At 45.9% G+C, this 24,448-nt stretch carries 26 protein-coding genes and 1 riboswitch; of the genes, 13 read left to right on the forward strand and 13 right to left on the reverse strand.

All coding sequences use genetic code 11. The features are described from left to right. Window positions 1-296 precede the first annotated feature (296 nt). Genes AAHN97_RS26605 through rnc form a run of 3 tightly spaced genes read left to right on the forward strand, consistent with a single transcriptional unit; the run spans window position 297 to window position 2,543 of the window. A complete protein-coding gene (locus AAHN97_RS26605; protein ID WP_012788038.1) occupies window positions 297-533 on the forward strand; it encodes an acyl carrier protein in 237 nt (78 codons plus the stop codon). Between the two features lie 23 nt (window positions 534-556). After that, window positions 557-1,810, forward strand: a complete 1,254-nt coding sequence (fabF, locus tag AAHN97_RS26610; protein ID WP_343305109.1) for a beta-ketoacyl-ACP synthase II — start codon at window positions 557-559, stop codon at window positions 1,808-1,810. Between the two features lie 4 nt (window positions 1,811-1,814). Further along, window positions 1,815-2,543, forward strand: coding sequence for a ribonuclease III (gene rnc / locus AAHN97_RS26615; protein ID WP_343305110.1), 729 nt, complete (start codon window positions 1,815-1,817; stop codon window positions 2,541-2,543). Window positions 2,544-2,739: 196 nt separating this feature from the next. Here the strand turns inward: rnc and AAHN97_RS26620 are convergent, their stop codons facing one another. The 4 genes from AAHN97_RS26620 to AAHN97_RS26635 form a co-directional block, all read right to left on the reverse strand. After that, window positions 2,740-3,342 (reverse strand): GyrI-like domain-containing protein, encoded by a 603-nt coding sequence (locus AAHN97_RS26620; protein WP_343305111.1) that lies wholly within the window; start codon window positions 3,340-3,342, stop codon window positions 2,740-2,742. A gap of 48 nt (window positions 3,343-3,390) precedes the next feature. Beyond that, a complete protein-coding gene (locus AAHN97_RS26625) occupies window positions 3,391-4,350 on the reverse strand; it encodes a helix-turn-helix transcriptional regulator (RefSeq protein ID WP_343305112.1) in 960 nt (319 codons plus the stop codon). Between the two features lie 281 nt (window positions 4,351-4,631). Next, complete coding sequence (cydB, locus tag AAHN97_RS26630; RefSeq protein ID WP_343305113.1) at window positions 4,632-5,666, reverse strand: cytochrome d ubiquinol oxidase subunit II; 1,035 nt, start codon at window positions 5,664-5,666, stop codon at window positions 4,632-4,634. Then, the gene (locus AAHN97_RS26635) at window positions 5,666-7,051 is read right to left on the reverse strand and encodes a cytochrome ubiquinol oxidase subunit I (protein ID WP_343305114.1); all 1,386 of its coding nucleotides are present in this window, start codon (window positions 7,049-7,051) and stop codon (window positions 5,666-5,668) included. Before AAHN97_RS26635 ends, cydB begins: the two co-directional genes overlap by 1 nt. A 678-nt stretch (window positions 7,052-7,729) precedes the next feature. Here AAHN97_RS26635 and AAHN97_RS26640 point away from each other — a divergent pair. Beyond that, window positions 7,730-9,784, forward strand: a complete 2,055-nt coding sequence (locus AAHN97_RS26640) for an ATP-binding protein (protein WP_343305115.1) — start codon at window positions 7,730-7,732, stop codon at window positions 9,782-9,784. 115 nt (window positions 9,785-9,899) lie between these two features. On the opposite strand, the gene AAHN97_RS26645 is transcribed toward AAHN97_RS26640, so the two are convergent. The 5 genes from AAHN97_RS26645 to AAHN97_RS26665 form a co-directional block, all read right to left on the reverse strand. After that, window positions 9,900-10,649: an SOS response-associated peptidase gene (locus tag AAHN97_RS26645; RefSeq protein ID WP_343305116.1), complete on the reverse strand. Its 750-nt coding sequence runs from the start codon at window positions 10,647-10,649 to the stop codon at window positions 9,900-9,902. Window positions 10,650-10,653: 4 nt separating this feature from the next. Beyond that, entirely contained in the window at window positions 10,654-11,130 is a 477-nt protein-coding gene (locus tag AAHN97_RS26650) for a hypothetical protein (protein ID WP_343305117.1), read from the reverse strand. Between the two features lie 3 nt (window positions 11,131-11,133). Continuing rightward, window positions 11,134-12,420, reverse strand: a complete 1,287-nt coding sequence (locus AAHN97_RS26655) for a Y-family DNA polymerase (RefSeq protein ID WP_343305118.1) — start codon at window positions 12,418-12,420, stop codon at window positions 11,134-11,136. A gap of 21 nt (window positions 12,421-12,441) precedes the next feature. Beyond that, complete coding sequence (locus tag AAHN97_RS26660) at window positions 12,442-12,657, reverse strand: hypothetical protein (RefSeq protein WP_343305119.1); 216 nt, start codon at window positions 12,655-12,657, stop codon at window positions 12,442-12,444. A 129-nt stretch (window positions 12,658-12,786) separates the two neighbouring features. Further along, entirely contained in the window at window positions 12,787-13,170 is a 384-nt protein-coding gene (locus tag AAHN97_RS26665) for a response regulator (RefSeq protein ID WP_343305120.1), read from the reverse strand. 412 nt (window positions 13,171-13,582) lie between these two features. Further along, window positions 13,583-13,780: riboswitch (cobalamin riboswitch) on the forward strand. A gap of 145 nt (window positions 13,781-13,925) precedes the next feature. Here AAHN97_RS26665 and metE point away from each other — a divergent pair. Further along, a complete protein-coding gene (metE, locus tag AAHN97_RS26670; protein ID WP_343305121.1) occupies window positions 13,926-16,235 on the forward strand; it encodes a 5-methyltetrahydropteroyltriglutamate--homocysteine S-methyltransferase in 2,310 nt (769 codons plus the stop codon). 127 nt (window positions 16,236-16,362) lie between these two features. On the opposite strand, the gene AAHN97_RS26675 is transcribed toward metE, so the two are convergent. After that, window positions 16,363-17,070 carry an MIP family channel protein gene (locus AAHN97_RS26675; RefSeq protein ID WP_343305122.1) on the reverse strand — a complete coding sequence of 236 codons (708 nt, stop codon included), beginning with the start codon at window positions 17,068-17,070 and terminating at the stop codon, window positions 16,363-16,365. Between the two features lie 110 nt (window positions 17,071-17,180). On the opposite strand from AAHN97_RS26675, the gene AAHN97_RS26680 reads away from it, so the two are divergent. The 5 genes from AAHN97_RS26680 to AAHN97_RS26700 all read left to right on the forward strand — a co-directional run bounded on the left by AAHN97_RS26680 (window position 17,181) and on the right by AAHN97_RS26700 (window position 20,235). Next, the gene (locus tag AAHN97_RS26680; protein ID WP_343305123.1) at window positions 17,181-17,954 is read left to right on the forward strand and encodes a DUF4350 domain-containing protein; all 774 of its coding nucleotides are present in this window, start codon (window positions 17,181-17,183) and stop codon (window positions 17,952-17,954) included. Between the two features lie 66 nt (window positions 17,955-18,020). Continuing rightward, complete coding sequence (locus tag AAHN97_RS26685; protein ID WP_343305124.1) at window positions 18,021-18,572, forward strand: hypothetical protein; 552 nt, start codon at window positions 18,021-18,023, stop codon at window positions 18,570-18,572. A 20-nt stretch (window positions 18,573-18,592) separates the two neighbouring features. Next, window positions 18,593-19,333 (forward strand): tetratricopeptide repeat protein, encoded by a 741-nt coding sequence (locus AAHN97_RS26690; RefSeq protein ID WP_343305125.1) that lies wholly within the window; start codon window positions 18,593-18,595, stop codon window positions 19,331-19,333. A gap of 27 nt (window positions 19,334-19,360) precedes the next feature. After that, entirely contained in the window at window positions 19,361-19,795 is a 435-nt protein-coding gene (locus AAHN97_RS26695) for an FKBP-type peptidyl-prolyl cis-trans isomerase (RefSeq protein ID WP_343305126.1), read from the forward strand. A gap of 68 nt (window positions 19,796-19,863) precedes the next feature. Beyond that, complete coding sequence (locus AAHN97_RS26700) at window positions 19,864-20,235, forward strand: hypothetical protein (RefSeq protein WP_343305127.1); 372 nt, start codon at window positions 19,864-19,866, stop codon at window positions 20,233-20,235. 4 nt (window positions 20,236-20,239) lie between these two features. Here the strand turns inward: AAHN97_RS26700 and AAHN97_RS26705 are convergent, their stop codons facing one another. Further along, complete coding sequence (locus tag AAHN97_RS26705; RefSeq protein ID WP_343305128.1) at window positions 20,240-21,172, reverse strand: ankyrin repeat domain-containing protein; 933 nt, start codon at window positions 21,170-21,172, stop codon at window positions 20,240-20,242. 60 nt (window positions 21,173-21,232) lie between these two features. Here AAHN97_RS26705 and AAHN97_RS26710 point away from each other — a divergent pair, with 60 nt between their 5' ends. After that, a complete protein-coding gene (locus AAHN97_RS26710; protein WP_343305129.1) occupies window positions 21,233-21,763 on the forward strand; it encodes a GNAT family N-acetyltransferase in 531 nt (176 codons plus the stop codon). A gap of 28 nt (window positions 21,764-21,791) precedes the next feature. Here AAHN97_RS26710 and AAHN97_RS26715 read toward each other — a convergent pair whose 3' ends face one another. Together AAHN97_RS26715 and AAHN97_RS26720 are read right to left on the reverse strand one after the other, a co-directional pair. Beyond that, window positions 21,792-22,538 (reverse strand): type 1 glutamine amidotransferase domain-containing protein, encoded by a 747-nt coding sequence (locus AAHN97_RS26715; RefSeq protein ID WP_343305130.1) that lies wholly within the window; start codon window positions 22,536-22,538, stop codon window positions 21,792-21,794. 82 nt (window positions 22,539-22,620) lie between these two features. After that, a complete protein-coding gene (locus AAHN97_RS26720) occupies window positions 22,621-23,178 on the reverse strand; it encodes a Crp/Fnr family transcriptional regulator (RefSeq protein WP_343305131.1) in 558 nt (185 codons plus the stop codon). Window positions 23,179-23,259: 81 nt separating this feature from the next. Here AAHN97_RS26720 and AAHN97_RS26725 point away from each other — a divergent pair, with 81 nt between their 5' ends. Next, complete coding sequence (locus tag AAHN97_RS26725; RefSeq protein ID WP_430516959.1) at window positions 23,260-23,583, forward strand: YegP family protein; 324 nt, start codon at window positions 23,260-23,262, stop codon at window positions 23,581-23,583. Window positions 23,584-23,854: 271 nt separating this feature from the next. After that, window positions 23,855-24,397, forward strand: coding sequence for a hypothetical protein (locus tag AAHN97_RS26730; RefSeq protein WP_343305132.1), 543 nt, complete (start codon window positions 23,855-23,857; stop codon window positions 24,395-24,397). Window positions 24,398-24,448: the final 51 nt, after the last annotated feature.

Below are 24,448 nucleotides of genomic sequence, written 5' to 3' on the forward strand. Positions count from 1 at the left end.
ATATTTGAATGGTCAACTTGTATGTCATAACACCTATGTGCCATAAAAAGAGGGTATCGGGATGCTTATATAATATATAATGGTGTAAATGTTCGCAAAAAGGGGAGATAACATAAGGAATTTCGCGTATATCGAAACCCGTTAAACAACCGCGCATCCCGCCACAAGCGCCATTCGTGAGGATTTAACAGTGATGCTAAATTGGAAAATCTCCGTTAAAATTTGACTATGGTCTTGGCAATTCAATAAATATTATATTTTTGCAGTCAAGTTTTAAACCAAAAACACTTAAAATTATGTCAGACATTGCATCAAGAGTTAAAAAGATCATTATTGACAAATTAGGCGTTGACGAGGCCGAGGTAACTCCTGAAGCCAGCTTTACCAACGACTTAGGCGCTGACTCTTTGGATACTGTAGAACTGATCATGGAATTCGAAAAAGAATTCAATATCTCCATTCCTGACGAACAAGCAGAGACTATCACCACTGTTGGCCAGGCAGTAGCTTACCTGGAAGAACACGTAAAATAATCCAACTAATCAGAACTGTTTTAATGCAACCAAGACGAGTAGTCGTTACAGGTTTAGGCGCGCTAACACCGCTCGGCAATTCCATAGATGCCTTTTGGCAGGGATTGGCGAACGGTGTATCCGGCGCTGACTTCATCAAGCAGTTCGACGCTGCCAAATTCAAAACCCGCTTCGCCTGCGAGCTTAAGGACTTCGATCCCACTCAATTCATGGATAAGAAGGATGCACGCAAGATGGATCCCTTCACCCAAACAGCAGTTATTGCAGCCGATGAGGCAATTGCCGATGCAAAGATCGATCGCAATTCCGTTGATGTAGACCGTGTTGGGGTGATTTGGGGTACGGGTGTTGGAGGTATGATCAACTTCAGCCACGAGCTGAAGGAATTCTTTGCTGGTGACGGAACCCCGCGGTTCAGTCCTTTTCTGATCACCCGCCTTATTCTGGATATTGCCGCAGGGCATATATCCATCCGGCATGGTTTCAGAGGGCCTAACTTCTCCGTGGTTTCAGCATGTGCTTCTTCTACCAATGCTATTATTGATGCAATGTACCATATCAGATGGGGCAAAGCAGATGTGATCATTACCGGAGGATCTGAAAACATCATCAATGAACCCTGTGTTGGCGGATTTAACGCCATGAAGGCATTGAGTGAACGTAACGATGATCCTAAAACGGCTTCCAGGCCATTTGATCTGGACCGTGATGGTTTTGTAATGGGAGAAGGTGCAGGCGCACTTGTACTGGAAAGTTATGAGCATGCTATGGCACGCGGTGCAAAGATCTATGCAGAATTAGCAGGAGGTGGTGCCACTGCAGATGCACATCACATTTCTGCACCCCATCCGGAAGGGCTGGGTGCTTTCAATGTAATGAAAGCAGCACTGAATGACGCCGGAATGGCTCCTGAAGACATTGATTACATCAATGTACACGGAACTTCCACCCCCCTGGGAGACGTTGCGGAAGTGAAGGCAGTACAACAGGTATTTGGCGATGCAGCATATAAGCTGAATATCAGTTCCACTAAATCCATGACCGGCCACTTGTTGGGCGCAGCAGGAGCAGTGGAATCTATTACCATTATCAAGAGTATTATTGAAGGCCTGGTTCCTCCCACTATTAACCATTTTACGGACGATCCCCAACTGGACTCCAAGTTGAACTTTACTTTCAATGTTGCCCAAAAACGCGAAGTAAGAGCAGCCCTCAGCAATACTTTCGGTTTTGGTGGACACAATGCCTCGGTTATTTTCAAAAAATTTGTTCCTTGATTGTGTGAAAATACTTCCAGGATTTCTATATAAGCTCATCTACGGGAAAAAGCAACTGTATAAAGACCTGTATAATTTACTCGGGTTCCACCCTGGTAACCTGGCTTTATATGAAGTGGCTTTGAGCCATCGTTCCAGCAAAGAGAAATTTCTCGAAAGCAACGAGCGACTGGAGTACCTCGGTGATGCCATATTGGGAGCAATCATCGGAGACTACCTCTTCAAAAAATACCCCTACAAAACAGAAGGTTACCTCACAGAAATGCGTTCAAAGATCGTGAACCGCCAACAGCTCAATGATATCGCTATCAAAATGGGCCTGCGCAAACTCACCATCTATGATAAGTATAACAGCTTCCTGAAGATCAGCCAGATCTTTGGCAATACACTGGAAGCATTGGTAGGTGCAGTTTACCTGGATAAGGGATATAATCAAACGAAACAGTTTGTGCACAAACGCCTCCTTGTTCCCTACATTGATCTGGAAACACTGGAGTCTGTAGAAATGAACCACAAGAACAAACTCTATGGCTGGGCTAACAAAAATGGCAAAACGCTGGAGTTTGAACTGATAGAAGAACAAATGGATAATGGCCGCCGTATTTTCACAGTGGGCGCCATGCTCAACGGTGAACTCATTTGCACCGGTAAAGCCTTTAATAAAAAAGATGCCAGCCAGATCGCAGCTTCCCAGGCTATAGAACTGCTGGGTATTGGGGCAGACGATAAATAAAAAAGGTGAACAGTTGCCCATTCACCTTTGTGCAAATATCTAAAAGCACTGCGATTTGATCTCAGCCGGAATTAAGAATGATCCTCCATTTTCCCACTCCTGCTTTGATTCCACAGCCGGTTGAGGCGAGGGTTTTATTTTTTAACATAGCTATTTCGATTTCACAGCCGGTTGAGTGGAGCTTTCAACTTCTCTGCTATTTCGACTTCACATCCAACCTTAAAATAGTCCTCAACTTTTCTTTCGGCGTTTTGGAAGGATCTGTAATATACAGCTCATGATGCGTGCCGCTGACTTCCAGGTTATGCAGTTTGATGTAGGCCAGCATCTTGTGGATCGTAGGCGTTTCCTCATGATAAGAACCGGTATGCAGGATCTGTACCGCCAGTGTTCCAGGGTAATGTTCAAAGCGCAATTCATCCAGGTGAGGTATCTGCTTATTGCCGGCCAGTGCCACTGCCTGTGTAAAATCACTTTTTTTAACAAAGGAAGGAAGCTGTATCCGTAATTTCCACTCCCATTCGCTAACAGGTACTGCATTTACTTCAGCACCACTTTCCGTCCACCAGAAACCTTCCAGTTTGGCTACTTTAAAATCTTTGTCCTGCAGTTTGAAGATCTTTTTGATCGTGTAAGCCGTTGTGTACAGCGCTTTTACTTTTGCATTGAACAGCGCGGAGTTGGGATCGCCACTACCTTCAATGGTAATGAAGTCAGCCGCAGTGATCGTAACGATCTCCGGTGTGGCTTTTGCACTGTAGTATTGCTTGTGTTCTTTGGCGAGGTCTGTCTTTTGCATATGATGTTAGTTTATGCAAAGGAAAGCAGGGGTAGTGACAACATTATGTCAGCAGTGATGCGCCAGTAATTCTTTAATCTTCACCTGCAGGATATCTTTCATGTTGAGCGGTGAAATAATGGTAGCGTTGTTGCCCATTGCCAGCAGCCAGCGGGCAAAACAGGGGAGGCTGCCATAGAGGAAGGTCATTTCCGTATGATCTTTTCCGGCGCTTTCTTCCACAAAACCGTAATAGTATTTCTGTTCACCCAGGTAGCGTACCACTTCATTGGTGAAACGCACTTTCACTTCAGTGAGCCGTTCTTCATTTTGTTTGTGTCCCTTGGCGATGAATTCCTGGAGGCTCATCCGGCTGCTCTTGTTAAAGGTCTGTTCTGTGGTAGAAAGACTTTTAATCCGGTCTGCCCTGAAATCCCGGTAATCCTGCCGCAAGCGGCAGTAGCCAATAAGGTGCCAGCTGCTGTTCATATGAAAGATCCCGATGGGTTCAATATCCCGGCGGGAGGAGGTATCACTATAATAAGAGTAATAATCGAGAGAAAGTACCTTCTGCCGGGCCAGTGCGTCCTGGATCTCACTCAGGAAGCGGTTGGGAAATTCTTCGCCCACATTGGAAGGGCGGGTTTTGAGTACTGCAATATTATCATCCAGGGATTCCAGGAAGTCTTTATCCGTTCCCCGCAGCACCGCCCTGATCTTTTGCATGGCATTGCTGAACTGTTGTTGATTGGAGTGGTCGCTGTGTTTTTCCATCAGTTTTTCGCCTGTGAGGAGGGCGGCAGCTTCTGTACGGTTGAACATCACCGGCGGCAGGTGGTAACCTTCCACAATATAATAGCCCGTACCGGCCTCGGCACCAACAGGCACCCCGGCTTCCATCAAAGCTTTCACATCCCGGTATACCGTGCGGAGGCTTATTTCAAAGCGGTCTGCAATTTCCTGGGCTTTCACCACTTTTTTGCCCTGGAGCTGAATAAGAATGGCAGTTAGCCGGTCGATACGATTCATACACCAAATTTACATTTTCCTGTAGCCGTGAGGAAACCTCTGGAAAACTTTTGACGTATTTAAACTTTGCGTTTCTTTATTGGTCAAATAATATGACGATGTAGAAAAGGGTGTTTCAACGCACATGTTTTTTAAAATAACATCGTCTAACTATTAAAGCATAACCCCTTAGGATATTCAACCTCCCCTGAAAGGGCGGTTTGTAAAGTACTAGTTGCTGTTACAGCATATAGTTAGGTTAAATGGTAAAGCCCTGGCAATTCCTTGCCGGGGTTTCTTTTTTAGTAGCTCATCTCATTTAACTTCACTTTTCCCCTGAAGGTCCAGAAGACAAATATAGTGTAACCCAGCACCAGCGGCGTACCAATTGCTGCTATCAATAACATGATCCTCAGTGCTTTAGGCGATGAGGCGGCATGATAAATACTGATACTGTTGGCAGGATCTGTGGTAGAAATAATGATATTAGGGTATAAACCAATGGCAAAAAGGATCAGGAGCATAGCCGTAATGCAGCTCGAGAACACAAAAGCGGTAAAATATTTACGATTGTCAATGTTACGTTTGATGTTCAGCACGGTCAGCACTGCCAGCAGGGGAAGAGCAAACAACCATGGATATTCCTTGAACTGGTCCGTCATATGGGGGATATAGATGAGGGTAGACATGGAAGCCAGGATAAAACAGAGGATGAAGAACTTGCTGCAGTTGTTCACCATGATCGTGAGTTTGGCGTACAGCCGGTTTTCCGTTTTCATCACCAGGTAAATAGCACCATGGAGCATAAAAAGGGAGAGGGTGGTAAAAGCGATGAGGATGGAATAGGGATTAAAGAAAGAGAGCAGGTTACCCGTGAACTGATGTTTTTCATTGAACGGCAGGCCATGGATCAGGTTGCCGAGGATCAATCCAAGTAATAAAGTGATCAGTGTGCTGGAAACCATATAACTGATATCCCACATTTTCCGCCACCAGGCCATGGTTTCCTTACTGCGAAATTCAATGGAGATAGCCCTGAAAATGAGCGCTACCAGGAACAGCATGAAAGGAACATAAAAGGTGGAAAGGATAGTGCCGTACACCAATGGGAAGCCTGCAAAGAGGGCGCCGCCTGAAATTACCAGCCACACTTCATTTCCATCCCATACCGGCCCAATGGCATTGAGTGCAATACGCCTGCTTTCCTCTTTATTAAAGAACAGGTGCAGGCTCCCTGCGCCGAGATCAAATCCATCCAGTACGCCATAACCCGTAATGAGCCCTCCGATCACCAGGAACCAGAGTGTTGGTAAGTCTATGCCGAAAATTGTTTCCATTATGCCTGCAGTTGTTTAATGTTACGTTTAGAGAATTCATCGCTGCCATCTTCTTCATTCGGCGTCATTTCCGGGCCATGTACAATCTTCTTATTCAGGAGGTAGAGGAAAAGCACTAACAGTAAAGTGTATACGAGACTGAATAATACCAGGGAGAAAACCACCTGTTCTGCTTTCACTTCTTTGGATAAAGCATCCGAAGTACGCAGCAGGCCATACACTACCCAGGGCTGCCTGCCAACTTCTGCAGCATACCATCCGGCCTGGTTGGCAATCTGGGGCAACAACACAGCCCATATAAAAATGGTCATGAGCCATTTCTGGGAGAACAGTTTCTTTTTCCAGAGCAGGAAACAGGCCGTGAGTGTAAGCGCTATCAGGAACATGCCAATACTGATCATGATATGATAGGTCTGGAAAACGAAGTTCACAGCAGAAGGGCGTTCTGTTTTAGGGAAAGCATTCAATCCTGTAACGGGGGCATTAAAACTGCCATGGGTGAGGAAGGAAAGTCCGCCGGGAATTTTAATGCCCGTTGTTTTGCCAGACTTGGCATCCACCCAGCCAACAATGTACATATCAGCCACGGCGGAACTATCGTAATGTCCCTCCATGGCAGCCAGTTTCGCGGGCTGGTATTCACTTACATAATGGGCAGAACGGTGACCGGTGAAAAGCTGTGCCAGTGCAGCAATTGTAGCTACACAAAGGCCCACTTTGAACATGGCTTTTGCAGGTTCCACAAAACGGTTTTTCACAATATACCAGGCGGCCACACTCATCACTAAAAAAGAACCGGCCAGGAAAGAACCAATGATCACATGAGAGAAACGGTCTACAGAAGAAGGGTTGAACACCATTTCCCAGAAATCCGTAATGATGGCGCGGGCTTCCAGCCCTTCCCCTTCAATGATATAACCTGTTGGTGTTTGCTGCCAGGAGTTGGCGATCACAATCCAGAGGGCAGAAAAGATAGAACCCAGGGCTACCATGATCGTGGAGAAAAAGTGAACGCCTTTGCTCACCCTGTTCCATCCAAATAACAGAATACCCAGGAAACCGGATTCCAGGGCAAAAGCAAAAATGCCTTCTGCTGCGAGGGCGCTGCCGAATATATCTCCCACATAGCGGGAATAAACAGCCCAGTTGGTGCCAAATTCAAATTCCATCACAATACCCGTGGCCACGCCAATACCAAAGATGAGGGCGAATATTTTGATCCAGAAGCGGGTGATATCCTCATACATTTTAATCCCCGTGCGGAGATACATGCCTTCCATGATCACCAGGCAAAGACCTAGACCTATGCTGAGCGGGGGATATATATAATGAAAGGCAATGGTGAAAGCAAATTGGATGCGGGAAAGGATTTCAACTGAGGGCATAATCCGGTTTTTGATGTTGGTCCTGCAAAAGTAATATGGTAACAATGAGCGGATGGTGACTAACATCAGGCATCCCGCCTGACCTTAGTCAAGTTAATAAAACAACCGGAGGAAAGAAAGGTTATTTATATATAAATAGATGGGTTTTAACCCATCATGGTTGTTTCCATATAGCACCTTCGTGTAATAACAAGCTTTTAACACTCCCCGGCTGGGCTGATTTTTATATTTGGGCCGTCATAGCAGCAGTACCAATAGCAGAACTGGCTGCCGTGAGTTAAATTGGAGCGTATTTAACAGGTCTGGGGTTCTCCCCGGGCCTGTTCATTTTTTGAACAGGCCAAGATTTATTATTAACCAATGGTTAACAATTCTTACCATTTTGTGTTATTAAATTAGGGTTAGAACACAGCATAACCAAGATCGAAAAATATTTATTACCAGATAGTTTAATAAGTTAAATTGGAGAGTAAACTTTACCCTGGCCCGATCTTTATCGGGCCAAAATTTTTTAAGCGCGGATTTTGTTAATCAATCGTTGCCCCGCCAGTTATATTGTGCAGGAGAAGTTATACTAATTTATTGATAACCATAATATTACTAAAGTTGCCGGTCTCATTTGTTTTGTTGATGGCATGTGAAAATGCCTTACATTTGATACAGGTATTTGTTTGAAAAATGATCTACCACCAGTTCAATATCATTAAGAAAACAGGCCTTACCTCTGCCGTGAAAGACGATGATGCCCGCAAGGTTATGATCGTGAATTCATTCAGCTTCCTTACCGCCCTGTTATGCACTTTCTGCGGTGTATCGCTCTCACTTATCTCAGGTCAGTGGATCATTTTTTATACCGCCATGGCATTTGTTGCCGGCTTCCTCAGCATCCTCCTGCTCAATCGTAAACATCATTACGCCAAGGCCAAGTTCGGACTGTTGTTCGTGTATTGCTGCGTAATGCTGTATTATGGCACAACTTTCGGCGAAAGCACACAGGTACATTTCCTGGGGCTTTTTCTCATTGGTGTTCCATTATTGATCTGCTCTCCAAAGGAAAAGGGGCTCAAATGTGCCTGTATGGCCATGCCCGTTACCGGCCTTATATTACTGGAAGCTAATTATTATTACGAGGTAGTTCAACCCATGGAACTCACCCGCAGTATGACCTTTGCTTTCCGCTGGCTGATCATGACGGTAGTGGTGGTATTGAATGGTATGGTGATCAGTTTCTACCAGGTGAATATTGCCAGTCTTGTTAAAACCCTGGGCATCCGGAATAAATCATTGAGAAAAAGGCATGAAGAGATAGCCGGTAAAGAAGCAGAACTGAAACTGGCTTATAAAGAACTGGAAAGTTATAATGAGAAACTGGAAAGAGAAGTAGAGAACCGTACCGCACAACTGAACGCGAATTATAAAGTACAGGGAGAGATCCTGAAAGATCTGCAGAATACCCTGGCGCAGATGAAGAAGAAAGATCTGCAGCTGGAAGAATATGTGGCCGAACTGGAATCTCTCAGGGCTAACCTTACCGCTGCCAGGGATGAAGCGGAAAATGCCAATGCCGCCAAATCTGCTTTCCTGCGGGAGATCAGCCATGAGATCCGCAATCCGCTGAATGCCATTATTGGTATCAGTTATCTTTTGCTGAACGACAAGAGCAATAAGAATAAGGTACCACGTGATATTGTAAGCTACATTGAGAATATCTATACCAGCAGCCACAGCCTGCTGGAGATCATCAATAATGTACTGGAATTGGCTAAGATAGAAGCGGGCAAAACAGATGATATCCGCCAGGAATCATTTGCCCTGCGGGATTGGCTGCGCAGCGTGGTGACCATTTACCAGAATGCCGCAAGGCTGAAGGATGTGGGACTGCAGTTACAGATCGATAACGGCTTGCCTTCCCATATCCTGGGAGACCGTGTACATCTTTCGCAGATCCTGAATAACCTGCTGGCAAATGCCATCAAGTTCACCCCTGCAAATAAAAAAGTAACACTCTATTGTTTTAAGAAGAATGCATTGCAATGGTGCATCCGGGTAGCGGATGAAGGAGTAGGTATTGCCAAAGAAAAACAAGCTTTGATCTTCCAGCCATTTGAGCAGGCAGATAAAACTATTTATCACAAGTTTGGTGGAACCGGTCTCGGCCTGGCTATTTCCAAACGTATTGCAGAACTGATGGGTGGAGAAATAGAAGTTTGGAGTCAACCGGGCGAAGGCACTGCCTTTACAGTAACGCTGCCATTGAAGATTGAAAAGAATCAGCAGCTGCAGGAGATTGTTCCCGGCAAGAAGCAATTCTCCGTACTGTCTTCCAGCAAACGGATCTTACTGATGGAGGATAACCAGACCAATCAGATGATCATGGAACGGTTCTTCTCTAACATCGGCATTCAGATCATGATCGCAGATAACGGGCTGGATGGCGTAGCGATGACCCGTGCGCATATGCCGGACCTGATCATTATGGATATGCATATGCCTAAAATGACCGGACGTGAAGCATTGAAACTGATCCGCGAAGACCCCACGCTGCGCCATATTCCGGTGATTGCTATTTCTGCAGATGCTTTCCGCGAACAACAGGAAGCTGCGTTGGAAGCAGGGGTGAATGAATACCTGATCAAACCTGTTGAGTTCGACCGCTTATATGAAGTAGTAGATAAATATTTAGATGCCCCCTGTTTTGTAACAGAGGAAAGGATGGTAGCGAAGGTGAGTTAATAAGCAGATTGCAGCTTTAAGCAGCAGGCAAGTTGTTATCGCAATGCAGCCAGGCATATTTATTTTTACAGTGCAAGCTAGCCTGATGCTCTTGCCATTCACAGCTTTATTGTTCTTATAACGCAGGCAAGCCCTCATACTCTGCCCTTTCAATAACCCCTTCATCATCCGGTTTTGCTTTTCTCACAGAATTCACCGGCCAGTATTCAAGGTTATCTGAAGGCAACGTGTATTGCAGGATGTTCTGTAGATCCGTATCCGTTAGATTGGGATTCAGCCATTCCTTTTCCAGTTCTATGGGAAGAATGAGCGGCATCCGTCCTGCATTATCTCCTCCATTGTGGATACGCTTCATGATATCATTTGCATCGCGGGTAAGTACGGTAAAGGTACCCGGCAGTTCTCCTGTTTCAGGATGGGGAATATGTGAGTAAGCATACAGCCCGGCAATGAAGAACATGCTGCGATCTTTTACCTTGATGTAATAAGGCACTTTATTTTTCCAACCGGGTATTTCCCGGTGTTCAAAGAAACCGGTGGCGGGAATAAGACAACGGTTCTTACGGATACGGCTCCAGTAAGCTTTTGTATCCAGCACTTTTTCAGAACGTGCATTCACCATCCATTTACGCCCTTTCTTTATTTCTTCCGGTGTTTTCATATAACCGGGAATAACACCCCATTCAAATTTCAGGAGTTTCAACTGCCCTTTGTCAGCGATCACCACAGGCCACTTGGGATAAGCCTGTGCCACTTTGTGAAAAGTAGGCTCAAAATACATATCCAGCTGTCCAAGGTCTTTCAGCTCCGGGAGATAATCATATACTGATTCAATACTGGTAGAAAAAGAGAGATCGTAACACATTGGGCTATAATTTTTCGATATCAGATAAGGGTACTTTAATTTCTTCCTGGTTCAGTTTCAATGTAATAAAAAATTCTCCAAACTGCATGAAGAGGGAGGCCTGCACTTCATCCTTCCGTTCCGGTTTCCAGCCGGTCTCTGAAGAGATATATCGTCTGATCTTTGCAGCGAGTTGATAAGAGGGTTGCCATGTTCTTTCGTTCAGCAGTGCTATATATACCAGGTAACCGGGTGGCTGTGCTGCTGCACGGTAAAGCCTTTCCTGCTCTTCTAAAATGTAAATGTACCTGCGCGGGTCTTCGGCTATTGCTTCATAATGCGCCAGTGCTGCTGTTTTGGATAGGTAGGGAGAAAGCAGCAGCACTTCTTTCATGCGGGGATCATTTCCGCGTGCATAGGTCTGCCGCACAAAATAAGCATGCCCCGCGGAGATGAGCCCATCGAGTACAACCTTATCTAATAGTGCGAGCGGATTATGCATGTGCTACGCTTTAGCTTTTAATATTTCAGGAACGCGGGTGGTGAAACAGGCAGATAATTTCTCCTGCCGCAGTTTCCACTTCATGCCATTTCCCTGGATGGCAAACCGCACCAATTGTTTATTGGAAAAGTGCTGGTTGATGTTATCCAGTGCTTTCATTAAACGGGCATCTCTTTCAAGATCAGCTTCAGAAAAAAGGTTCTGCTGCACCTGGTCTTCCGGCACAAGGTCCTGCGCCAGCACGCCTACTTTTTTGAAATTGAAATCGGGTTTGAAGATCCTGTCCAGCCCCAGCATGGCGTAATGGATCAGTTCTTTTGTGCTATTGGTGGCAGTGGGCAATTGTACATTGATGGAGCGGTAATATTGTTTATCCTGCGTGCGGAAATTATTGGTGTGCAGGAATATGGTGATCAGTTTTGCACAGCTTTTCTGGCGGCGTAATCTTTCTCCGCAGATAGCCATGTAACTGGCCAGTGCTTCCCTGATATCATTCTTCTCCGTTAATAATTTTCCAAAAGAGCGGGATACGCCCATGCCTTTCTTCGGCGGCGGTTCTTCCTGCAATTCAATAGAAGGGATACCCCGTAATTCACGTAACATCCGCAAGCCCGTAACAGACATTTCTTTACGTACCCAATCATCAGCCGCGCGGGAAAAATCCAATGCCGTATGCATGTTATGTTTATGCAGTAAGGCAGCATATTGTGCACCAACACCCCAGATATCTTCTACCGGTGTGGCTGCCAGTGCAGCGATTGTTTTTTCGGGAGAATCCAGTACGTGCACACCAATATCGCGGGAATGTTTTTTGGTGAAACGGTTGGCCAGTTTTGCCAGTGTTTTGCTGGGAGCTACCCCAACAGAAACAGGGATGCCCACTTCCTGTACAACGGTTTTTTTGATATCTGCTGCAAGCGCAAACAAATCTTTCATACCGGAGAAATCCAGGAAGGCCTCATCTATACTGTATATTTCCATGTTGGGGGAATAGCGGGCAAGCGTGCTCATTACACGATTGGAAACACTGCCGTACAAGGTATAATTGGAAGAATAAACAGCTACGTTGTTTTTCACCAGCATGTCTTCAATAGCAAAAGCGGCTTCTCCCATTTTGATGCCCAGGGCTTTGGCTTCCTCTGACCGGGCTACTACGCATCCATCATTATTACTCAATACAACCACCGGCCTCGTTTTGATCTTGGGGTTGAAGAGCCGCTCACAGCTCGCATAGAAATTGTTACAATCTACAATGGCGATCATTTTGTCTTTTGCTAAGTTCTTTAGCAAAACTACCGAATATTTTTGGGACTATGCAAAATGTTTTGTGATAGCTTCCGCCAGTGCGGAAATAATGCCGGCATCCACAGGATCCCCGCTGGTAAGGGCCCGCAGGTTATCTTCTTCATCCAGTTCAAAAATAATATGACTGTTTTCCGCAGTCACGTGAAAAGAAATGGAATACCCTTTGGCATAAGGTGTTACAAGATAAGACTGTTCTTTGATGGTAACGGAGAATGGCTCCATGCGGTAGCGGTTTAAGCATAAAGATACGGAGGAGCTGATAAACAGATTGTCCATTTATCCCGGGAAATAACCGGGGTCATTACCCGGGGAACGGACCAATGAGTTACAAACGTTAGATTAAAAGGCCGGCTAGTCTTGCAGGCGCCTCACATTCAGGAGGCGGTTCACTTTTTTTGCCAGATCTTGTGGTGAAAAAGGTTTGGTGATGAATTCAGCTGCTTCCAGGCCAAACCAGTCTGAAATAGCGCTCTGCATGAAGGCACCGAGAATGATCACCATAATAGGAAAGGGCCTTGCTTCCTGGCTCCTGCGGATCTGGTCGGCCATTTCCCTCAGGTCTTCAAATGGTAGTTTGAGATCGATCAATACAAGATCATAATCATTCAAAACAAGATTAAGAATAGCTTCTTTGCCATTTAATGCCAGCTCTGTGTCGAATCCTTCTCTCTTCAGTATTAGCTCCAGTACACGGATCATCAGCAGGTCATCTTCAATAACCAGTATCTTTTTCATATACGATACACATAAGTTAACGAGGCTGCATAGGACGTACGATGCCCTGCTGCTGTGTAGCCAGCGGCGCAATCCATGCTGCTTCCAATGAAAGTTTTTGTTTTTTTCTCTGATGTAGCGTGTATACGGTTCCGTTGTTTTTTGCTCGCGGTTCAACGGGCAATATAGGTATACAGTTACTCTATGGTGGCGAGGGCCTTCGGTTTCCGGTTAGTTATGGTTAAAACTACTTAGCAAAATGCATTTAGCTGCAATCATATTTGCGAATACTGTGCCAAAAATTATTGCATTCCAGTATGTTAACGCTCATTAACCGGAATCAATTTAAAAACAAGTCATTTAACTGCCGCTTAACAAAGTATAGGAAAATATTCTGCACCTTCCTATATTTGCTCCTGAGTTCTTTACTTATTCTTTCTTTCCACAGTGCGGTAGGCGATGAAAGTCGCTTTTAATTTGGAACCGTGTGCAAATCACGGGCTGTCGCGCAACTGTAAGTAACGCTACCTGTTACTGCCAATCATGTTCATTGCTCTAACCTGAATAGACGAGTGAGAAGAACGGCAGTAATGTTACAAGCCAGGATACTTGCCGTGCTGTGTAAGACAAATGCTTTCGCGAATTGAAGCAGTAGTCGGGAACGGAAGGGCATGCCCTGACGTGTCTTTTCATTTCTTACCTCTCACAAGTCCTGAAAGCATACCAGAAACCGTAAGGGACATTAATTCACATTAATGTTTTAAAAGTTTATGCGTATGCTCAAACACAATCTTGGCTACCCTCGTATGGGAGCACAACGTCAGCTCAAAAAAGCCAACGAACAGTACTGGCAGGGCCGCATCAGTCGCCCCGAGCTATTTTCAACCGCCAAACGCCTGCAGGAAGAACACTGGGCTATCCAGCAGCAGGCAGGGATGGACCTGATCCCCTGTAATGATTTCAGTTTTTATGACCAGGTATTGGATATGACCCTGCTCCTGGGGGCCATACCAGACCGCTACGCACCTGTGGTAACAGATGTGGCAGAGAATACGGAGATAGACCTCTATTTTGCCATGGCCCGCGGTTACCAGAAGGATGGGCTGGACATCACAGCCATGGAAATGACCAAGTGGTTCGATACCAATTACCATTACATTGTTCCCGAGTTCACCGCAAAGCAGGAGTTCCGCCTTTTCTCCGGCAAAGTGTTCAGCGCATTTGATGGTGCCCGCCATTATACAGGCAATACACCTAAACCCGTATTGATCGGCCCCGTTTCTTATCTCCTGCTTGGCAAGGAAAAGGGCAGCGGTTTTCACAGGATCAGCCTGCTGAACAGGTTGCTGCCTGTATACATCAGCGTGCTGCAAAAGTTACAGGCACAGGGCGCTGAATGGGTGCAGCTGGATGAACCTTTCCTGGCCATGGACCTTACGGAAGCAGAAACCAATGCATTCAAACAGGCTTACCAGGAGATCGCCAAACAATGCAAAGGGCTCAAGATCATGGTAGCAACTTACTTTGAAGGCCTGAGAGAAAACACAGTCCTGGCCGCTAATCTGCCGGTTTGTTGTTTGCATATAGACCTTACCCGTGCACCACATCAGTTGGATGCAGTACTCGCTGCCCTGCCGCCTAAAACCTCTTTATCATTGGGCGTGGTAGATGGCCGGAACATCTGGAAGAATGATTATGCCACATCATTGGACTTCCTGAAAAAAGCAGTAGCAGCTTTAGGAGAAGAACGGGTGATGATAGCACCGGGTTGTTCTTTACTGCATACCCCGGCAGACCTGGACTTTGAAACAGACCTTGATCCGGAGATGAAGTCATGGATGGCATTTGCACGCCAGAAGTTACAGGAGGTGTTTGAACTGCATGCTATCTTAAAAGGTAATGATGTTTTGTTAAAAGCTAACCAGGCAGCCATCCGATCGCGCAGTGCGTCTCCGCGTATCCATAAACAGGAAGTGAAACAACGCACGGCTGCTATCACCAATGCAGATGCGAGCAGGCAAAGCCCTTTCCCGCAAAGGCAGAAGGTGCAGGAGGAAAGATTCCATCTTCCTTTATTCCCTACCACTACCATTGGTTCTTTCCCGCAAACAGACGATATCCGCCAGTTGCGTGCACAACTGCGCAAAGGAGACATCACGCAGCAGCAATATGATACAGCTATTGAAGCTGCCACCCTTACGGCTATACGCTGGCAGGAAGAGATAGGACTGGATGTACTGGTGCATGGAGAGTTCGAGCGGAACGACATGGTGGAATATTTTGGCGAAATGCTGGATGGTTTCACTTTCACCCGTAATGGATGGGTGCAGAGTTATGGTAGCCGTTGTGTAAAACCTCCGGTGATCTATGGCGATGTAAGCCGGCCAAAAGACATGACCGTTAGATGGACGAAATACGCACAGGCGCAAACACATCTTCCCATGAAAGCGATGCTCACAGGGCCGGTTACCATCCTGCAATGGTCTTTTGTACGGGACGATCAACCCCGTTCTGTCACTACCAACCAGATTGCATTAGCCATCCGGGAAGAAGTACAGGCATTGGAGAAAGCCGGAATTGGTGTTATACAGATTGATGAACCGGCTATCCGGGAAGGATTGCCTTTAAGGAAAGATGACCGCGGGCAATACCTGCACTGGGCGGTGAAAGCCTTCAGGGTAGCATCCTGCGGAGTGAAGGACGATACACAGATCCACACGCATATGTGTTACAGTGAGTTCAATGATATCATTGAACATATTGCAGCGATGGATGCAGATGTGATCACTATAGAAACCTCCCGTTCACAAATGGAGCTGCTGGAAGCCTTTGCAGGATTCCATTATCCAAATGAGATAGGGCCGGGTGTGTATGATATTCACTCACCAAGGGTACCGGCTACAGAAGAAATGGTGAGCCTCCTGCAAAAAGCGGCCGTGTTACTGCCTGTGCGGAACCTTTGGGTGAACCCGGATTGCGGACTGAAAACACGCAAATGGCCGGAAACCAAAGCCGCACTGGAGAATATGGTGGCTGCGGCGAAAGAGGCGAGGAGCCTTTTACAGGAAAAACAACCATCCTTATAAAAACTAAAAAAGCCTCCCGGTGCAGGGAGGCTTTTTGTTTATTTCTTTTTCAGCGTGGGAAGGCATTTGTTTTCCGGCATGGGAGACTTTTTTTTAACAGAGAATGATTTTTCCCAGCACCGGAGGCTTACTTCTTCTCCAACACCCGCCATACAATCGCAGCTGCAATTCCCCCAACAACCGGGGCAACGATAAATAACCAGAGTTGTTCCAGGGCTTTTCCGCCAGCAAAAATAGCCGGCCCGAAGCTCCGGGCAGGGTTTACAGAAGTTCCCGTGATAGGAATAGCCACCAGGTGGATCAGCACAAGGGTAAACCCAATAGCCAGCCCGGCCATGGTACCATTCCCCCATTTAGAGGTAGTGCCAAAGATCACAAAGAGGAACAGGAAAGTGAGCACCGCCTCAGCCAGGAAGGCAGAAGCAATATTATATTCTGCCAGGTAACCGGGTCCCCAGCCATTGGAACCTAAAGCCCATTCTCCCGGTGTCCATCCGGGCAATCCTTTCTGGATGCAATACAGCACGCCTGCAGCAATGGTAGCACCGATGAATTGTGAGATGATGTAACCCAAAGCCTCTCCCGCTTTGATCTTACCCGCCGTAAGCATGGCAATGGTAATAGCAGGGTTAATGTGGCAGCCGGAGATGCCGCCTATGGCATAAGCCATCACCACAACGGATACACCAAAGGCGATCGCAATACCCAGTAAACCAATCCCTGCCGGGCCGGTAGTGGAAATACCTGATACCACGGCAGCGCCGCAGCCAAATAATACAAGGGAGAACGTACCTACCAATTCTGCAAAATACTTTGTGGATGATTTTATTTCCATAAAAGGGTTTGTTTTAGTTCTTCAATCTACAATTTAATTAACAGTATTGTTCACCACGCCGTATGCAAACGGTTGCAAATGACGTCAAAGCATAGTAAATTAGCTACAAGATGAAAACACTGCTCTCCGCCATCCTCGTGATGGCCACATTTCACGTTTCCGCACAAACGGTGCTGCTGGACAGCTATTTTAATAACGAACAGAAGAAGGACTCCACCGGCAAAACCTATTCCTGGCACTACAAATGGAGCGAAACCCCGCAAAGCGGATTTTCCATGTTCGGGCAGGAATTCCTTAACAATGGTGCGGATACGGCTACTTTATATGAAGCCCCCACCGCGGCCAACCTGAAAAAAGCCGCCATCTATATCATTGTGGATGCAGACAATGCAAAAGAAAATCCCAGCCCTAACCTGGTAACACAAACACACATAGACGCTATTTATAAATGGGTAGAAAATGGCGGCGTACTGGTAATGATGGGAAACGATAGCGCCAATGCAGAACTTCACCAGTTCAGCAAACTCTCCCAAAAATTCGGGATCACGTTTACAGACCGCAGCCGGAACATGGTAAAAGGAAAAGATTTCCCGACAGGCGCCGTGCTGATCCCAGCTAATCATCCCATCTTTCCTTCCATTAAAAAGGCCTACCTCAAAGAGATAAGCATACTGGAAGTGAAACCGCCTGCAAAAGCTTCCGTAACAATGAGCGATGATGTGATCATGGCAGTTTCCAAAGTAGGAAAAGGAACCGTGTTTGCAGTAGGCGATCCCTGGTTGTATAATGAATATGTAGATGGAAAACGCATCCCAGCGGACTATGAGAATCCTGCCGCAGTAAAAGACCTTGTGAAATGGTTACTGCAGCAATGCAAACGTTGATGCCTGTTTTATTTTGTTGAACAGGCCGCAATATTTACCTTTAACTGTTCAACTAAATAACCACCCATGCCTGAATTTTATTTTGATGATCCCGAAGGAGCAGGGCCTGCCAGGGAAACCTCCCATCCTGCTTTCGTTAAAATTCTACAGGAGGATTTCTATTATGATTGTATGGATGAATTTTCTCCCTTCGGAAATGATGACGGGGCAGATACTTTATTCAGGCTGCAGGACTGGTACGAGGAGTATGGCCATCTGAAGGACCCCGAAAATTTCCTGAAAGACGTGATAGAAGGAGCATTGGGAATGGATACACAACACCTGCGGCTCACAGATAAGAACCAGATCATTAAGATACACGGCAATGAAGTGTTCCTCTTCAATACTATTGATAATGTGATCATTGCTACTACTTTCGGCCAGTATAAAATTGAAGGAAGACTGGATGCTTCTTTACGGGAACTGGCACAAATTGCCCTGGAAAGGCAAAAGATGATCACACAATACCAGATTGATAACGATGAGTTAAGTCTGGAAATGGGGGGAGTAGATCCTATGTTCATCACTTATCTTAGCCGGCTACAAAAGATGCAGGAAGACCTGCAGCTGCTGAAATAAAAAATAATTACCTTTTCACTATGCCATTTCTCTGGTGGAATAATTCCTATTACCTGATCCTTATAGTGCAGGGGATCTGTATCTTTCACGCCTTTAAAACAGGGCGGAGGGACTACGTCTATATCATCCTGTTTGTTCCCGTGATCGGTTGTGCCATTTACATTATCCGGGAGATACTTCCCGAAATTAACAGGGGTGATTTCTGGAATAACCTGCAACGGATCTTTTTCCCCGGCGCCCGTATCCGGGACCTGGAACGCAGGTTACGGATCTCCGATACCATTACCAATAAAATGAACCTGGCAGAAGAGTATATGCTGAGTAAGCAGTATGATAAAGCCATCACCTTAACACAGTCCTGTATTGCCCAGCGGCCCAATGATCAGGGCATCCTCCTTACCCTCGCAAAGATCCAGTTTCACAACGGGCAGTTTGCGGAAAGCGCCGCCAATTTCCACAAGGTATTGAGCATTAAGAACAGGATCAATAATTCCGTTGATGAATTGCTGTATGCGCAGGCATTGGAAAAAAGCGGGGAAAAGGAAAGAGCGGAAGAGGAATACAACCGTATCATCCGCCTGCACCATTCTCTCGAAGCCCGTTACCGCCTTGGGTTGCTGTTAAAGGAACAACAACGTCAGCAGGAGGCGAAGGTACATTTCCAGGCCGCCGTAGATGAAATTGAACTTCATCCCCGGTATGTAAGAAGGCTCCATGCACAATGGGCACGTTTGTCTAAAAGAGAATTATCTTCTTTATAATGGCTATTTTTGCAGAAATTAAATCATATGGGAATTGCTGATAAACTGTTTAATATGAAGAATGAAAAAGCCGCTGCAAATCTGAAAGCCGGCCAGGATTTCCTGGAAGCCAATAAGAATAAGCCGGGCGTTGTGGCTTTGCCCAGCGGCCTGCAGTATGAAGTGATCACGGAAGGATCAGGCCCTAAACCAACTGCCAATAACAAGGTTACCTGCCATTACCATGGTACCCTCATAGATGGAACAATATTCGACAGTTCTGTGCAACGTGGTCAGCCGGCTACATTCCCCCTGAACATGGTGATCAAGGGCTGGACGGAAGGTGTGCAGTTAATGCCCCAGGGCAGCAAATGGCGTTTCTTTATCCCGCCGAACTTAGCTTACGGGGAAAGGCAAACCGGTTCTTACATCGGTCCGAACAGTACCCTCATTTTTGAAGTGGAACTTTTAGGCATCAGCTAGATAATTAGAGGCCCCGAACTATCGGGGCCTTTTTAAATTTATCGTAAATTAGGGGTAAATCCCCTCCAATGAAAAAAGCATTCGCCCTTCTCTCTGTCTGCGCACTGGTTTTTTGTATCTTCTTTGCATATGCAACAGACAAAATCAGCCTCTCTATTTCAGACAACAACGAAACGTATAAGATCACCGCATCTTTTAATAAGAAAAATAATAAAGCCGTACAGCGTGTACTGCACCGTTTCGTAAAACCCAATAATATCTTTGGCGGAGATGGTAGTGTTACCTACGATGGTTCCATCACATTAGATGACAAAACCTCCTTCGATATCAAATTTTTCCCGGGAGAACTGAAGATCAAAATGGATAAAACCAGGAACAGTGAAGCGTCTTACAACAAGATGAAAAAAATGAGCGAAGAATTGGGCGAAGCGATCAAATAGTTGTTCATTTCCCCAGTTTTATAGCAATAACAGGAACCGCCTGTTCCACCTGCCCGGCTGAAATTAATCCTGCTTTGAAAAGGTCCTGCGCAATTTCCCTGCTCATATATTCCCTGAGCCAGGTACTGATCGCTTTATACTGTGCTGCGTGTTCCGGCGTTTCCGAGATCTGCTCCAGATGAAGCGCCCAGCCTATAGGTGTGCCCAGGTACGTGGGGTCTTTGATATAAAGATCTGCACCGGCTTCCACCAATATCTTTACAGCTGCTAAATGGCGTGCCGCCACAGCCTGATGTAGTGGTGTAGAATGCTGATGGAACCCCGGCGGGCAAAATGCTTTCACATCTGCTCCCGCTTTTATCAATGCTTCCAGTAATTCCGTATTGCCATACAATGCAGCCAGCGCAAGCCCCTGCTGAAGTTCTTCTGCATTGGCAGATACAATGAATTCTTTTGCAATGGCGGTGCGCCCTGTACTGATAGCTGCCAGCATATTTATTTTTGCGCCTTTTTTGATCAGGTGTTCCACCGCCTCCACTTCCTGGTGAATGGCCGCCGTGCCAAAACCACCTTCAGGATCTGCGCCGGCTGCTACCAGCAGATCTATCAATGCCAGCTGTACCCCGCTTTCCCTTGGCACACGGCCTGAACATACAAGCGCCAGCGTATATCCTGCCTGCTCTTTCAAATTGTGCTGAGGCAATGCTTTAATAATAAGTGCGGCTACATCTAAAATATTATCGGACAGCTTTGGCTGCCTTACAGGATTACCTGCCACATACCAAAGGAGGTAAGGGTCTTTAAAATATCCTTCTTCTCCGTTGACAAGCCGTTCGGTTAATAGCCAGGGGTTCTCTGCTATAAGTGCTTCGAGGATAATGGTATCTCCGGAATCAATGGCAGCCACTGTCTGTTGAACGATCGGGTCCTTTTCCATGGGGGAGGATTTAGTATTAAATTAACGATTCTTTTGGGCAGATGCAAGTACCTTCGTAACATGATAACCTATCGCCCCCTAACCCCTGAAATGGCCGGCAAGCTGGCTCAGATTGACCGCTCGGAATCAATAGACAAGATCTATACCCTGAATGAAGGCGCCCTTTCTTCCGTTGAAATGCAATGTGAATGTTCCAGCTGGGATGCTGTGGCCTTAAAGGAGGTCCAGCAAAGATTCAGATCTGAACTGCAAAAAGGCGGTATGGGCATAGGTGCATTTAATGAAGATGCGCTGGTAGGTTTTGGTGTATTGGCGCATGCTTTTATCGGCGCTGTACAGGACCAGTTGCAGGTAGATCTCTTATATGTTTCCCGGAATTTCAGAAGGAAGGGCATTGGAAAAACCATCCTGCAAATGCTGAGTGAGGAAGCAAAGAAAAGAGGGGCAAAGGCCCTCTATATCTCTTCTACAGAAACAAAGTCCGCCGTTTCTTTTTATATGGGGAACGGGGCCGCGGTTACAGATGAAGTGGATAAGGTGCTTTTTGAAAAAGAACCTACGGATATTCACATGCTGAAGAAGCTGGAGTAACCCCGGGAGAGATCCCCCGGGGTTAGAACTACTTAGCTAACAACTGTATCAGTTGTTTGGCCACTAATTCTGAAGAGGCCGGATTCTGCCCGGTGATCAATAATCCATCTGTTACGGCATATGCCTGCCAATCTGCTCCTCTTTCATATTTGGCACCTTTCGAACGCAGCATATCTTCTAAAGAAAATGGCACTACTTTATCCAGTTTCACAGCTGCTTCTTCAGTGTTCGTAAAAGCCGTTACTTTTTTTCCCTTGATCAAAGCTTCTCCGTTTTGATCCTTTACATGTTGTAACGCAGCAGGGGCGTGACATACAAACGCAATAGGCTTATTATGCTGATAGAATGATCCGATCAGTTTTGCAGACTGTTTGTCTTCTGCCAGGTCCCACATGGGGCCATGGCCGCCCGGATAGAATACAGCATCGAAATCTTTCTGGTTTATTTTTGAAAGCGGAATAGTTTTGCTTAGCTTCTCCTGCAACTCTTTGTCTGCCTTAAATCTTTTAGTAGCGGGCGTACTGTTTTCAGGAAGATCGCTTTTAGGATCAATGGGGGGCTGGCCTCCTTTGGGAGATGCGATAGTTACTTCAATGCCCTGATCTGTTAATGCATAATAAGGGGTGGCAAATTCTTCCGTCCAGAAGCCGGTTTTTTCACCGGTATTGCCCAGCTGGTCATGGGAGGTTAATACAATAAGCACTTTTTTCTTCTCCTGTGCTTTGGCTGCATGGCCACCGGTTAAAGCGAGGCCTGCAAATAAAAGGTACTTCATACAATTTGTTTTAGAAGTACAAAGTTCAGTAACAGCCAACATCCGGCACAGGAGGTAGATCACCAATTTAATGTGACATAGATCACAAACGGCTGAGGGTTTCTCTCGATACACCCAGGTAGGCCGCAATTAGCTGTTTAGGCACTTTATTAAGGATGCCGGGGTATAACAGGAGCAATTGTTCATAACGTTCTTTGGCATTGCTGTTCAGCAGGGAAAGGATCCTTTGCTGCAAAGCAAGATATCCTTTATTGGCTTTTGTGAGAAAGAAATAGGCTACCTTATGCATTTCCAGGCATAACTTCTCACGGTCCTGCAGGGAGAGGCAATACAGCTCGCTGTCTTCCATGCAGTCCACATGAATGGTGGCTGGTGTTTCATTGGAATATGCGTGAAAGTCCGTGATCCACCAGTTCTCAAATCCGAATTGCAGGATATGTTCTTTACCATTATCGTCCGTATGATAAGATTTCAGGGAACCTTTTGCTACGAGGAAGCTATAGGGGACAGGAGAACCTTCCTGTACCACAAACTGGTGTTTTTTAAATTTCTTATAAGTGAAATGAGAGGCAATGTAGGCCGCCTCTTTTTCATCCAGGGGAATGATCTGTTTAAAATGTTCTATCAGGAAGTCAGACATAAATGGTTTTATATTACAAATTTAAACCCAGTGTAAAATTCCGTTATTTTCTTTAACTTTCTATTACTAAAACAATACATTATGGCCACATTTGTTATCACCCCAACCTCCAACGGACAATTTCGATTTACATTAAAAGCCGGTAATGGCGAAACCATTCTTAACAGTGAAACGTACACCGCAAAAGCCAATTGCCTGGCAGGCATCGAATCTGTACGGAATAATTCCCAGACAGATGAAAGGTATGAGAAGAAAACGGCTGCGGACGGAAGTCCTTACTTCGTATTGAAAGCAGCAAACAGCCAGGTGATAGGTACCAGCGAAACGTACAGCAGCACTTCCAACAGAGATGCAGGTATTGCATCTGTAAAAAAGAATGCGCCGGATGCGGATGTAGTTGAATAGTCTGCTTAACCTCAGCGAAATTAAAAGCCCGTAAGTTTTACTTACGGGCTTTTTTAGTGCTATGATCCTATATCCCTATATCTCTGAAGGCGCATTCCTATAGCACTCTTATAGCATTCCTATATCGTTTCGATATACCTATGTGCCTACAATGCTATAGGAATGCTATAGGAGCGATATAGCTGAGTGCTTCAATAACCGAACAATTGAACCGCCATTGTTGTTATAATAGCTTGAAAAACAATGTTATAACACCAAAACAATTCTTTTTATGGCAAAAGCGGACAATAATGTGCTGCTCAACAAACTATCCGGCAGTATCGGTAAACAGGTAACCATCAAACAAAGGGGCGGGAAAACGATTGTATCCAAAGCCCAGCAACCCAGGGAAAAAGCCGCAACGGGGAAACAGCTGGAGGCGCAGGACAAATTCACGGAGGCAACGGCCTATGCAAAAGGAGTATTGGCAGATCCGGATATGGCTGCTGTTTACCGTTCCGTGGCCCAGCCGGGGCAGAATGCCTATAATATTGCGATCAGGGATGCTTACAATCCCCCGGTGATAGAAAACATAGAAAAGGCCGGAAACGACATTATTGTCCGCGCTACAGATGATTTCAGGGTATACCGGGTGACTGTGGCGGTTTATGATGCGGAGGGCGTCATGCAGGAAGAAGGGAATGCCCTCATGGGCAGGAACGGGAAGGATTGGATGTATACTGCAGGCACTGAAGCACATCCAGGATACAGGGTGATGGCTGTGGCGGAAGACCTGCCGGGTAACCGCACAAACAGGGAAATAGTGTTAGCGTAGATTTTTTTCTATCTTTCTGCCAGATTAACGGAGGTATGAAGGCTGCTTTTC

The sequence above is a fragment of the Chitinophaga niabensis genome, from assembly GCF_039545795.1.
GTDB lineage: Bacteria > Bacteroidota > Bacteroidia > Chitinophagales > Chitinophagaceae > Chitinophaga > Chitinophaga niabensis_B.

Coding starts and splice junctions, on each gene's coding strand:
- AAHN97_RS26605 (WP_012788038.1), top strand. CDS start 297: ATGTCAGACATTGCATCAAGAGTTAAAAAGATCATTATTGACAAATTA.
- fabF (WP_343305109.1), top strand. CDS start 557: ATGCAACCAAGACGAGTAGTCGTTACAGGTTTAGGCGCGCTAACACCG.
- AAHN97_RS26620 (WP_343305111.1), bottom strand. CDS start 3,342: ATGCAAAAGACAGACCTCGCCAAAGAACACAAGCAATACTACAGTGCA.
- AAHN97_RS26625 (WP_343305112.1), bottom strand. CDS start 4,350: ATGAATCGTATCGACCGGCTAACTGCCATTCTTATTCAGCTCCAGGGC.
- cydB (WP_343305113.1), bottom strand. CDS start 5,666: ATGGAAACAATTTTCGGCATAGACTTACCAACACTCTGGTTCCTGGTG.
- AAHN97_RS26635 (WP_343305114.1), bottom strand. CDS start 7,051: ATGCCCTCAGTTGAAATCCTTTCCCGCATCCAATTTGCTTTCACCATT.
- AAHN97_RS26640 (WP_343305115.1), top strand. CDS start 7,730: ATGATCTACCACCAGTTCAATATCATTAAGAAAACAGGCCTTACCTCT.
- AAHN97_RS26645 (WP_343305116.1), bottom strand. CDS start 10,649: ATGTGTTACGATCTCTCTTTTTCTACCAGTATTGAATCAGTATATGAT.
- AAHN97_RS26650 (WP_343305117.1), bottom strand. CDS start 11,130: ATGCATAATCCGCTCGCACTATTAGATAAGGTTGTACTCGATGGGCTC.
- AAHN97_RS26660 (WP_343305119.1), bottom strand. CDS start 12,657: ATGGAGCCATTCTCCGTTACCATCAAAGAACAGTCTTATCTTGTAACA.
- AAHN97_RS26665 (WP_343305120.1), bottom strand. CDS start 13,170: ATGAAAAAGATACTGGTTATTGAAGATGACCTGCTGATGATCCGTGTA.
- metE (WP_343305121.1), top strand. CDS start 13,926: ATGCTCAAACACAATCTTGGCTACCCTCGTATGGGAGCACAACGTCAG.
- AAHN97_RS26675 (WP_343305122.1), bottom strand. CDS start 17,070: ATGGAAATAAAATCATCCACAAAGTATTTTGCAGAATTGGTAGGTACG.
- AAHN97_RS26680 (WP_343305123.1), top strand. CDS start 17,181: ATGAAAACACTGCTCTCCGCCATCCTCGTGATGGCCACATTTCACGTT.
- AAHN97_RS26685 (WP_343305124.1), top strand. CDS start 18,021: ATGCCTGAATTTTATTTTGATGATCCCGAAGGAGCAGGGCCTGCCAGG.
- AAHN97_RS26690 (WP_343305125.1), top strand. CDS start 18,593: ATGCCATTTCTCTGGTGGAATAATTCCTATTACCTGATCCTTATAGTG.
- AAHN97_RS26695 (WP_343305126.1), top strand. CDS start 19,361: ATGGGAATTGCTGATAAACTGTTTAATATGAAGAATGAAAAAGCCGCT.
- AAHN97_RS26700 (WP_343305127.1), top strand. CDS start 19,864: ATGAAAAAAGCATTCGCCCTTCTCTCTGTCTGCGCACTGGTTTTTTGT.
- AAHN97_RS26705 (WP_343305128.1), bottom strand. CDS start 21,172: ATGGAAAAGGACCCGATCGTTCAACAGACAGTGGCTGCCATTGATTCC.
- AAHN97_RS26710 (WP_343305129.1), top strand. CDS start 21,233: ATGATAACCTATCGCCCCCTAACCCCTGAAATGGCCGGCAAGCTGGCT.
- AAHN97_RS26715 (WP_343305130.1), bottom strand. CDS start 22,538: ATGAAGTACCTTTTATTTGCAGGCCTCGCTTTAACCGGTGGCCATGCA.
- AAHN97_RS26720 (WP_343305131.1), bottom strand. CDS start 23,178: ATGTCTGACTTCCTGATAGAACATTTTAAACAGATCATTCCCCTGGAT.
- AAHN97_RS26725 (WP_430516959.1), top strand. CDS start 23,260: ATGGCCACATTTGTTATCACCCCAACCTCCAACGGACAATTTCGATTT.
- AAHN97_RS26730 (WP_343305132.1), top strand. CDS start 23,855: ATGGCAAAAGCGGACAATAATGTGCTGCTCAACAAACTATCCGGCAGT.